The organism is Nitratireductor indicus C115 (genome assembly GCF_000300515.1).
In the GTDB taxonomy this organism is placed as follows: Bacteria; Pseudomonadota; Alphaproteobacteria; order Rhizobiales; family Rhizobiaceae; genus Nitratireductor; species Nitratireductor indicus.
The window spans coordinates 1-10,401 of record NZ_AMSI01000039.1; the positions used below are offsets into that span (position 1 = coordinate 1).

10 protein-coding genes and 1 pseudogene are annotated in these 10,401 nt (G+C 61.9%); 4 read left to right on the plus strand and 7 right to left on the minus strand.

Annotated features, from left to right (window positions below; all coding sequences use genetic code 11):
- On the plus strand, positions 1-1,000 hold a 1,000-nt coding region (locus NA8A_RS24835; RefSeq protein WP_009453004.1), incomplete at its 5' end, for an FAD:protein FMN transferase.
- A 163-nt stretch (positions 1,001-1,163) separates the two neighbouring features.
- Positions 1,164-1,772: a CBS domain-containing protein gene (locus NA8A_RS24840; protein WP_009453005.1), complete on the plus strand. Its 609-nt coding sequence runs from the start codon at positions 1,164-1,166 to the stop codon at positions 1,770-1,772.
- 104 nt (positions 1,773-1,876) lie between these two features.
- On the opposite strand, the gene NA8A_RS23820 is transcribed toward NA8A_RS24840, so the two are convergent.
- The 6 genes from NA8A_RS23820 to NA8A_RS23845 all read right to left on the minus strand — a co-directional run bounded on the left by NA8A_RS23820 (position 1,877) and on the right by NA8A_RS23845 (position 6,361).
- Complete coding sequence (locus NA8A_RS23820; RefSeq protein WP_009453006.1) at positions 1,877-2,572, minus strand: ABC transporter ATP-binding protein; 696 nt, start codon at positions 2,570-2,572, stop codon at positions 1,877-1,879.
- Complete coding sequence (locus tag NA8A_RS23825) at positions 2,569-3,777, minus strand: ABC transporter permease (protein ID WP_009453007.1); 1,209 nt, start codon at positions 3,775-3,777, stop codon at positions 2,569-2,571. Before NA8A_RS23825 ends, NA8A_RS23820 begins: the two co-directional genes overlap by 4 nt.
- Positions 3,774-4,841, minus strand: a complete 1,068-nt coding sequence (locus tag NA8A_RS23830) for an efflux RND transporter periplasmic adaptor subunit (protein WP_009453008.1) — start codon at positions 4,839-4,841, stop codon at positions 3,774-3,776. Before NA8A_RS23830 ends, NA8A_RS23825 begins: the two co-directional genes overlap by 4 nt.
- Before the next feature lie 220 nt (positions 4,842-5,061).
- The gene (locus tag NA8A_RS23835; RefSeq protein ID WP_009453009.1) at positions 5,062-5,544 is read right to left on the minus strand and encodes a TspO/MBR family protein; all 483 of its coding nucleotides are present in this window, start codon (positions 5,542-5,544) and stop codon (positions 5,062-5,064) included.
- Positions 5,545-5,602: 58 nt separating this feature from the next.
- Positions 5,603-5,998 (minus strand): cupin domain-containing protein, encoded by a 396-nt coding sequence (locus tag NA8A_RS23840; RefSeq protein ID WP_009453010.1) that lies wholly within the window; start codon positions 5,996-5,998, stop codon positions 5,603-5,605.
- A gap of 42 nt (positions 5,999-6,040) precedes the next feature.
- Complete coding sequence (locus tag NA8A_RS23845; RefSeq protein WP_009453011.1) at positions 6,041-6,361, minus strand: DUF2853 family protein; 321 nt, start codon at positions 6,359-6,361, stop codon at positions 6,041-6,043.
- A gap of 1,037 nt (positions 6,362-7,398) precedes the next feature.
- On the opposite strand from NA8A_RS23845, the gene NA8A_RS23850 reads away from it, so the two are divergent.
- Both NA8A_RS23850 and NA8A_RS23855 read left to right on the plus strand, forming a co-directional pair.
- On the plus strand, positions 7,399-7,803 hold the full coding sequence (locus NA8A_RS23850) for a host attachment family protein (protein ID WP_009453012.1): 405 nt from the start codon (positions 7,399-7,401) through the stop codon (positions 7,801-7,803).
- Positions 7,804-8,197: 394 nt separating this feature from the next.
- Positions 8,198-10,195, plus strand: a complete 1,998-nt coding sequence (locus NA8A_RS23855; protein ID WP_009453013.1) for a heavy metal translocating P-type ATPase — start codon at positions 8,198-8,200, stop codon at positions 10,193-10,195.
- A 66-nt stretch (positions 10,196-10,261) separates the two neighbouring features.
- Here the strand turns inward: NA8A_RS23855 and NA8A_RS25615 are convergent.
- Positions 10,262-10,401 (minus strand): annotated as a pseudogene (locus NA8A_RS25615) (universal stress protein); the annotation flags it as partial.

The window sequence follows — 10,401 nt, forward strand, 5'->3', positions numbered from 1 at the left end:
TCAATTTTGCATGCCGGTTCACAACCGACGCGGCTTTCTGGCCCTGGGCCCAGCGTTCTGCCTTGCCGCCTGCGCTCCATCCTATGCCAGGGGCGCACCGGCGCTGACCGCCCTGAGCGGCTCGGCCTTCGGCACGCAGTGGAGCGTTTCGCTTCCCGCCGGGGAGAATCTCGCCGGCTTGCCGGAACGTCTCGCCGCGCTCTTCGTGCAACTCGATCTCGCCTTCTCGCCATGGCGCGCCGACAGCGTCGTCGCCAAGTTCAATGCGGGCGCGACGCGCGACATGGCGGTGACCGACGAGATCGCGGACGTCACCGGCGCGGCGCTCGCGATCGCACACGCCAGTGGCGGTGCGTTCGACCCGACCGTCGGACCTCTGGTCGCTCGGTGGGGGTTCGGTCCGATCCACGGCAGCGCGTCGCGGTCCCGAGGCTGGCTCGGGCTGTCGGCCGACAACGGACATCTCGCCAGGGCCGAAACGGACCTGACGCTCGATTTGTGCGGCATCGCCAAGGGACATGCGCTCGACCGCACCGTCGCGCTTCTGCTCGACGCAGGCAACGAACATTTCCTGGTCAACTTGGGCGGCGAGCTCGCCGCACGTGGCCGACACCCGTCGGGCAGGGCCTGGCAGGTCGGCGTCGAGCATCCCCTCCCCGGCAGCGACGACATCGCAGGGGTCTTGCGTCTGGACGGGATGGCGGTCGCGACATCCGGCGACCGGGCCAATGGCTACGACATCGGCCGGCGGCGCTACAGCCACATCATCGACCCTTCGAAGAGCGAGCCGGTCGACAGCATGCTTGCCTCGGTATCAGTGTTGTCGAAGAACGCCCGCGACGCGGACGGATGGGCGACTGCGCTGATGGCGGCAGGTGGGGCCGGACCCGATCTCGCGCGTCGGCGGAAACTCTCCGCCCTGTTCCTGTTCCGGCGCGGCGAGGGCCTGCGCAGCGTCGCGACGGGGGATTTCCGGCTGCATTTCGAGGAGGTCAACTGATGGAAGCACTCCTCGCCGTAGTGATTATGTCCCTTGCCGGCGCCGGCCTCGGCGTCGGCCTCATGCTTGGCCGAGGTGCGCCGCGCCGAAGCTGCGAGAGCCTCGTCTGTCTTGGTGGGAGACGCTGCGACAGCTGCCCGGGCAACGTACAGGAGCAGGGGTAATGACGACCGAAGTCGGGATCGAGCACATCATGCGGATCGAGTTCCCACGACTTTCGCCTTCAATGCCGATCAGGGAGGCGGTGGCCGTCTTCGCTCGGCAGCATGTATCAGCCGCGCCCGTGATTGGTGAGGACGGCGGCCTTGCCGGCATTCTGACGGAGAAAGACTGTTTTCGTCCAATGCTCAACGCGAGCTACTACCAGCAGTGGGACGGTAGAGTCGCGGACTTTATGACGCGGGAGGTGCGATCGCTGCCAGTGGATCTTGATCTTGTTTCCGCCGCCGAGGGGTTCCTGTCTCGATCGCATAGGGTCTATCCCGTGATGCGGGATGGAGATCTCGTTGGGCTGCTGCATCGATCGGATCTATTCGCAGCGATCCTCGCGCTCTCTGAACAAGGAAACGCCTCGGCGGGAGTCTCAATGCTAATCGCCATCAGGCCACGAAGTGGTAGGCGCGATGCGATACTTCCCGTCACGACCACGGTCTTGCTTCTGGCGCCTCACCGCCCAAAGTGGATGTCTCGGGGCAAACGATCGATGACGAATGCTCGCACGCTCGCCGGGTCATATTCTGCTCCCGTCATTCGGGTGTCCCTGCTCGCTTGAGACACGACGCAACAGACATGCCTAAGGTCGGAAACGTCGACATCCAGACCGGACTGCGTACCAATTCGGCCGAGCTGTCCCCGGGCTGGGGCGAATGAGTTTTTTCACGACAACGAAACCTCGTCGGCGACGGCGGTACCGTCCACGACCCTAACCTGGCGTCTGCACGCAGCGGCAATCTTCTCATCATGGGTGGAAATGAGGAATGTCGTGCGTTCTTCCTTATTGATCTCCTTGAGCAATTCCATTACGCGGCCCGCCGATTCCCGGTCGAGATTTCCTGTAGGCTCGTCCGCGAGCACCAGTTCGGGCCGGTTCATCAGCGCTCGCGCTACGGCGACGCGCTGCTTTTGCCCACCCGAAAGCTGTGTGGTGCGGAAATGAACGCGGTCCGAAAGCCCAACCCGTTGAAGCAGCTCCCGGCCGCGTTCTTTCGCAGCCCGCGTCTCCCGCCCGACACCGACAGCCGTGGGAAAAACCACATTCTCCAGCGCGGTGAAATCAGGAAGCAGATGATGGAACTGAAAGACAAAACCGATGTGCCGATTACGGAAGTCCGTCAGTTCGGCGTCGCTCGCGCGGGTCATGTCCATGCTCAGCATAACGTGACTTCCGGATGTCGGCCGCATAAGCGTCCCGAGAATGGTCAGCAGCGTGCTCTTGCCCGAACCGGAAGGACCAAGAAGGGCGGCGAGGTCACCCTGTGCCAGCGTCAGGTTCAGACCCCGCAGTACGCGCGTCGCCGTCTCGCCCTCGCCAAACGTTTTGACCAGGTCCCTGACCTCGAGCAGAGTGCTCATGAGCCGATCACTTCAACTGGATCCACGCGGGCGGCGGCGCGTGCCGGCAGGATAGAAGCAAATATTGCGCCGATCGTCGTCAGCACAACCGCCACAGCGTAGGCGCCCTGACGCGCATCAATCGGAAAACCACCGGGTGGCGCGTTCTCCGGAAGCGGGAAGGGCGAGAGCACGAGGTAGCCAATAATAGCCCCGGCTACGCCCCCGATCACGCCGATCAGCGTTCCCTGGATCACGAAGACCCCTACCACGAAAGCGCGGCTCGCTCCCATGGCCCGCATGATTCCGATCTCTGGCCGCCGCCGGTAGGTAGACAGCAGAAGCGCGCTGGCCACGCCGATGACGATCGTAACCAGGGCAAACGCCTTGATGAGGTCGCCAGAGTTTGCCTGGGCGCTCAGCCCTTCGATCAACTGCGCGTTGCCCTCGGTCCACGAGGTAGCCTTCAGCCCTGTCATGGCGGCGATGCGCTGTGCATAGTCGTCGGCCGCCTCTAGATCATCAAGTTTGATCTCGATCCGGTTGATGCCCTGCTCCAGGTCGAACAGAGACCGCGCCGCGGCAAGGCTGACGAAAGCGGCGCGGGCATCGAGCGCCTCGACCCCTAGCGAGAACAGGCCGGTGACGACCAGCGAGCGCTCAACGCCGCGATCCGACTGCAGGTTTATGATCTGCCCGACGCCGATACCGAGGTCGTCGGCCATCCTCACGCCAATGATGACGGTCGAGTTGGTCAAACGCGCTTCACCAGACCGCAGATTGCTCGCGATGTCGGCGATGGCGGATACTTTTTGCGACTCCACTCCCGTCACCGCCACGGGCGCGCGTGACTGGCCGCGAATGACGAAACCGTTGCCGATAATCTGAGGTGACACGGCTTTTACCCCAACAAGCGTCTCCAACGACGGTAGGAACGCGTCGGCAGTGCGAAGGATTTCGCGCTGGCCCACCTCGCGCTGATAGACCGCCTGGATCGACCCGTCAGCGGGCGCCATCAACAGCACGGGGTCGAGCCTAGGTGTCTCGACCGTGACGTGGGATATGTCGCCCACCGTTCGGTCGACGAGGAAGCTGCCCAGCCCGCCTATAAGAGCGCTAATGAAGACGAAGACGAAAACGCCCACCGCCACGCCGAGCACCAGCAGACCCGTCTGCAACTTGCTCGAGGTGAGATACCGCCAGGCGAACTTGAAACAGTAGATCATGGCTTACCCGGTGCGGCCTTGTCGCCGGGCTTGACCGCGCCTGGGTCGAGAATGACGGCGTCGCCCTCCGACAGACCTTCGGTGACGATGACCCTCTCCGAAGGCCAGTCGCTGAAGCCGATTTCGCGTCGCACCGCGACCCCATTCTCGAGGACAAGAACATGGCTCCGCCCGCCGTCGGTCACAATGGCGCGTCGCGGCAGCGACAGCGCGTTCTCAACCTCGTTGACGATTAGATTCGCGTTCACAGTCAGTCCTACCGGCAGCGAAACCTTCTCGTCAAAAGCGATCTTGATCTCGCGGCCGCCCGTCGCGCTGTCCACCATGGGTGCGGCGAAAACCACCTTCCCGCCTTGAACGATGCTGGTACCGACCGGCTTCAGCAGCGCCTTGAGCCCCTCCCGCACATAGGCGGAATAGAGTTCATCGACGTCGGTCTCAACGACGAGATCGCCGGTGTCAGCAATGACAAATAGCTCGGTCTGCAGGTCGACGAGTTGGCCCAGATCGACGCCCCGCGTGACGACGACGCCAGTCATCGGTGAGCGGATCGTGAATTCATCGAGCTGTCTCTGTACCTGGCGCAGCGCGGCCTCGAGTCGGGCCGTTTCTTGCTGGATGCTGGTCAGCCGGAATTCGGCATCCTCCAGTGCCGAACGCGGACTGTTGGGTCCAAGTGCGCGTGCGCGGTCGACGGTGGCCCTAGCCTGGCGCTGCTGCGCCTGCTGGGATTCGAGCGCGGCAGCAGCCTGTTCCACCTGCGAGTTTATGATGGCCGTGTCCAGACTCAAAAGCACTTGGCCGGCCATGACGTGGTCACCCTCGTCCGCATGCACGGAAAGCGCCTTAGCCGAGACGGGCGCGCGCACGGTCACGGAGTTGCGCGCTGCGATGCGACCGTTGACGGCAAGAATTTGGGACACGTGGCCGGATGCTAGAGTCTCCACAGCGACCGTGACGGGTTTCGTTTCCCACGGCCGCTCGATACCGACATAGATTGCCGCCGCCGCGAGAAGCGCGGCGACGAGCAGCCAACGGTTCCTGAGTCTTTCTTGTCGCGCCATTCGCCACGTTCGTCCGGTTCGTCTCGAGTATTCGCTCAAGGGCCCAAAAAGGCAGTACACGTCCTTGCTGCCGCACAACGAATGCGTGTTCTTCTGGCAGGTAGCCAGTTGCTCAACTCGCAGCCAACGCGATCTCGACGAAAGGTGCTACCGCGCGTCAGCGTCTTGACCTGCCGCACGGGGGCGGACGACAGGTACCGTTTGTCCCCGGTACTGCGCGCTAGGGTCGTACCACCTCAGGGTTCAAACGCCAGACCGCAAAATTAAGCGCCGTCGCGAAAGTGACCCACGCTAGATAGGGCACGAGAAGCAACCCGGCTCCAACATGAATTGGGATAAACAGCACGATCGTCGCGACAATGGATAGCCAGACCAGAACGATGTCGAAGAAGCCGAGGTCGGGACGGTGCAGGCCAAAAAAGAGCGGTGTCCATGCGGCGTTGAGCACGAGCTGAAGGGCGTAGACGGTTAGTGGAAGGGCCGCGCCGGCAAATCCCACCTCCCGCCAAACCAGCCAGCCAGAAACGGCGATCATCACATAGAGAACCGTCCAAACCGGAGCGAAAAGCCGGTTCGGCGGGCGCCATGACGGCTTGTTCAAGCGCTCGTACCATTCGCCCGGTCGGAAGAAGGAACCAGTCATAGCCGCAAGGAAGGAAGCGGCGATGAAACCTAGCAGCGGGACCCAGGAATCCGCATCCATCACCACCTACTCCGATTGGATGGCAAACGCAGGGGCGTCGTTACTCGGGCGGAAGCAATCATTCGGTCGTCTTGCCGTCAAAATGCTCTTCCGAAGCGTCAGCGTCGGCCTTGGTCACATGCACCGTGCCGTCGCGATGCTCGGGCGGAGCATAAAGGGTATATAGCCGCAAAGGCTTGTCGCCGGTGTTCCTAATGTTGTGGCGAGCACCAGCCGGCACGATGATCGCGTCGTCGCTTTTGATTTTCGAGGGATTGCCGTCGATCAGCACTTCGCCTTTTCCCTTTTCGACGCGAAAGAACTGATCACGATCCTCGTGCACTTCCTCGCCGATCTCGCCGCCGGGCTTAATCGCCATCAAAACGAGTTGAAGTTTCTTTCCCGTGTAGAGTACCCGGCGGAAGTCGCTGTTTTCCTCAGTCAGTTCTTCGATATCGGCAACAAAGCCCTTCATGGCAATTTCCTCCCGTGAATCTGCGATCCAGCATCCAACCTGTCAAATGAACGTCGAGAGCTTTCCGAAATGTTCCGCCAACAGGTAGTAGACCGTAACCCGGTTCTTCGTGCGATCGCCCTTCATTTTTGCCGCCACAGCCGAAATGGCTTGATCGAGTTCGCTGTCCGGACTGTTCAAGCCGAGCTTTTTCTTCAGGAAATTATCGCGTACACGCGCGACCTCATCCTTGTCCGAAAAGGAGACCAGCGAAGAATCTCTCTTTTGCAGGGCGATGCCGCAGTGACGCACAATCCCCGCAATCGCCTTTTCGTCTGCGTCGCTCGCGTACTTCTTGACGTCGACGGCCCAATCTTCAGCCATGGATTTATCCCCTCGTCAGCCGGTGTTTCTTTAATTCTACTTCATAACAGAGGATAAATCTCGCCCATCTGCCTTGCGCTCGATCAATTCGAAGAACTCGCTTGCCGATCAATGTGCCCGCGATGCTCCCATCGCGATCGAAGGTGCCGGCAATAGCGTTCGGTTCGATGGCGTAACGATCCAAGCGTTGGACCGCCTATAGACGGTCAGGAACACGACCCAGCCGCAATGACGAGCAGGAACATGCGGTTGCTGTCAACGGATTTCACCGAAAAGTGTGTAGGCTGACAGCGAGGGACACGCTTTCCGATATATCGACCCGAAAAGACGGACGAGGATCGGAATCAGCAGCTCACCCCCCAATAACCCTCAATAGCCAAGCGACTACCCCAACTCTAAAATCCGCAAGTACCCCCAAATTGCAAGCGCTACGCCAACAAGTAATGCCCCGGTTCTTCCTGCGTCATGGCCGAGGGCGGACCACGGTCATACGGACCAGAGAACGGACATCCAATAGAGCGTTTTCAAACGCACCCGCGTCGCGCAGCCGGTCGAAGCCCATGAGACGAGATCGCTGTCAGCTAACCAATCGACCCCAATCGGCTAGCAAGTTCAGTTAATGGAACGGCCTTGCCTGACAGGCAGAGCCGGGACAACATGGATAAGGCTCATGGCTTGTTTAGTATCCGCTTCCAGTGGTCCGAAACCGAAGGCGCCCAGCACCAGCGCCATCCGCTACTCTACGCCGCCTAGTCGGATCAGGCCTCCAGGCGTGCCGATTGTCGCCCCGCCCGACCGCTTGCGGATAACGCGGGTATGCATGAGCGGCCTGCACAAACATCGAGATGCCTTCTTGGCCCCAATGACGCGAATCCACTTCCCCGGCATCTCCTTGACTCAAGTCATCGCTTCCGGCTTCGCGAGATCGGAAAGGCAATCGGTGTGGACATACGGCGCTCTCGACCAAGCGACCGAGATGCCTCATGTTATCGCATAAAGATCTATAGCAAGACCTCTTCGAGAAGCAGGAGCTGGAAATGATCCTCCCAAACGACACGACAGTGGCCGTCGCCGACGGAAAGAAACTGCGCCTGTTTCGCAACAAGGGCGTCGAGCCTAACATCAGGCTGGTCGCGCTGGACGCTCCGGAGATCGACGCGGACAATACGGGCTCGGGGGCGCGTCACCGGAGCGTTTCGGCCAATCCGGACGACAGGCGGCTGGATGAAGACAATTTCGCCGCTGAGGCAGCCTCCTATCTCAATCACCAGGCGATCACGGGCAGCATTGCATCGCTATTTGTAATAGCCGACCCGCGGACGCTCGGAGAAATGCGCCGCCATTTTCACGACGCGATCAGGTTGAGGCTCGTTGGTGAACTCGCCAAGGACCTCACCGGGCACACGGTAGCTAAGATCGAAGCCGCGCTTGCCAGGGCATGATTGACGCTCATGCCGCGCTGCGGACGACGAGACCACGGATCCTCGGGGGCAGCAGCCCACGACTGAGGTCTTCCATAAAGCTGCCCGGCCGACGCTTCCCAAGGCGACGGAGATCAGCGGCGGCGCGGAAGCGCAGTTGGGACGGACTTGCCGAACATGGACAAACGAGGCCACACGCGCGGCACGCCGACAGTCGAGCCGTTCAGATTGGTAGACAGCATCGTCTTGCTATGCCCGGGTGCCAACGCATGCACAACCAACTGCGATGTGGGCGGGACTGATTGGTTTGATATCTGGCCGTGAGCAGTTGCCCTAGGGATAGAAGAAAGTCATCGTCTTAATCTGTAGAGCTGGATGCGCGGATCACAATTGAGTTGGTTGAAAGTGAGATTTGATGCAAAGACGGTTCACGTTCGACACTCCGGTGATCCTAACGGTGTTGACCGTTCTGGGCATGCTCCTGGCCGTAGCCGCCCTTTGGCCACTCACAGGGGTTGTTGCTGATAGATCCTCGCTCGCCGGGCTTTGCCTCGTCTATCTCGCCGGTGGCCTACCGGCCGCGTGGCGTGCCCTCGAGACCTTGTGGAAGGAGCAAATCCTTGACATCGATCTTCTGATGGTTGTGGCGGCGGTCGCCGCAGCGGCCGTTGGCGCGCCTTTCGAGGGTGCGGTTCTGTTGACCCTGTTCAGCGTTTCCACAACCCTGGAACAACAGGCCCTCGGCCGTGCCCGCCGCGCCGTCGAATCCCTGATGGCGTTGCGGCCGGAAACAGCACTGAGAAAAAAAGCGGATGGCACCGTCGCCGAGGTTCCCGCCATCGAGCTCGAAGTCGGCGACGTCGTGGTGCTGCGACCGGGCGCCCGCGTTCCCGCCGACGGGATCATCAGCAGCGGTCGCGGCTCTCTGGACGAGGCAAGCATCACCGGCGAATCCATGCCTGTGGCAAAGGATCCGGGCGCGCAGGTGTTCGAGGCGACCGTCAATCTGGACGGCGTTCTCGAGGTCGCGGTCACGAAGACCATCGAAGACAGCACCGTCGCCCGCATGATCGCGCTGGTGACGGAAGCGCAGGCAGCCAAAGCCCCTTCGGAACAGTTCAGCGCATGGTTCGGCCAGCGCTATACGGTCGCGGTCATGGCGGGGGCAGCGCTCGCCTTCGCCGCCTTCTACTGGCTCGGGCGCGACTGGGAGGATGCCCTCTATCGATCCGCGACACTGCTGGTCGCCGCCAGCCCCTGCGCCATCGTCATATCGGTTCCCGCGGCGATCCTTTCGGCCTTGTCGGCGGCGGCCCGTGGAGGCGTGCTCTTCAAGGGTGGCGCCGCGCTTGAAACGCTGGCGGCGGTCGACACATTCGCCTTCGACAAGACCGGCACCCTGACCACCGGCAAGGCGGTGGTGACCCGCGTGGTGGCGCTCGACGGCGACGAAGAGGCGTTCCTTTCCCTGCTGGCAGGAATCGAGGCGCAATCCGAACATCACAGCGCAGCCGCCATCAGGCAGGAGGCGGCGCGCCGGTCCGTCGTCGCGGCGGACGTGTTGAACGTGAACACCAGGCCGAGCGCCGGCATCGTTGGTGAACACGCAGAAGGCCTGATCTGGGCCGGCAATCCGCGTCTCGTGTCGGAGATGGGAGCCTCGGTCGACGATCCGGCACTCGAGGTCCTCGCAGCAGACAGCCAAACCGTCATCTACCTCGGAAAGGGTTCGACGGTGCTTGGTGCCGTCACCGTTGCTGACGGGGTGCGTCCAACCTCCGCAGCTGCGCTTGCTGCCCTACGGGACAGCGGCGTGAAGCGGATCGTGATGATGACGGGAGACCGTCGGCCGGTTGCCGTCAGGATCGGCCTGGAGCTAGGTCTCCGTCCGGAGGAGATACATGCTGACATGCTGCCCGAGGACAAGGTCCGCATGGTCGGAGAATTCGCGGCTTCGGGTAAGGTCGCGTTCGTTGGAGATGGGGTCAACGATGCGGCCGCGCTGGCACGAGCGGATGTCGGGATCGCCATGGGCGCCGCGGGCTCGGATGTCGCACTGCAGGCAGCAGATGTTGCGCTGCTTTCGGAGGAAATGGGCCAGCTTGCGGCAGCCCATGACCTGGCACGCCGCACCGCAACAATCATCCGGCAGAATCTGGCTTTCGCGCTGTTTGCCATGGCAGTCTTGGTCACCGGCGGCCTTTTCTTCGACCTCCCCCTGCCGCTTGCAGTCATCGGCCATGAAGGTGGCACCGTGCTTGTCGTCCTGAACGGCCTGCGCCTGCTGGCGGCGCCGATGCGGCAGGATCGCCAGGAGAAGTCCGCGTCGGCAAGCAATTCAGGACATGCCCTGTCCGCGCCGGCTCTTCGAAGACAGCCTTATCGGCGGAAGATTCCGCGGCAAACAGGCTAGGCTTCCGGGCGGCCACAACGCCATTGCTGCAGCCTCTCCAACCTCGTCACCTCAAGGAACCAGCATTCAGTGCGAAAGCAAGACGGGCAGACGAAGGTCGCCCAGCACACCTGCCGTAGCACCGCCGAGCACGAAGTCCCGCAACCTCGAATGGCCGTACCCGCCCATGATGAGGAGCTGAGCTGTGAACCGGCATGCAAAATTGA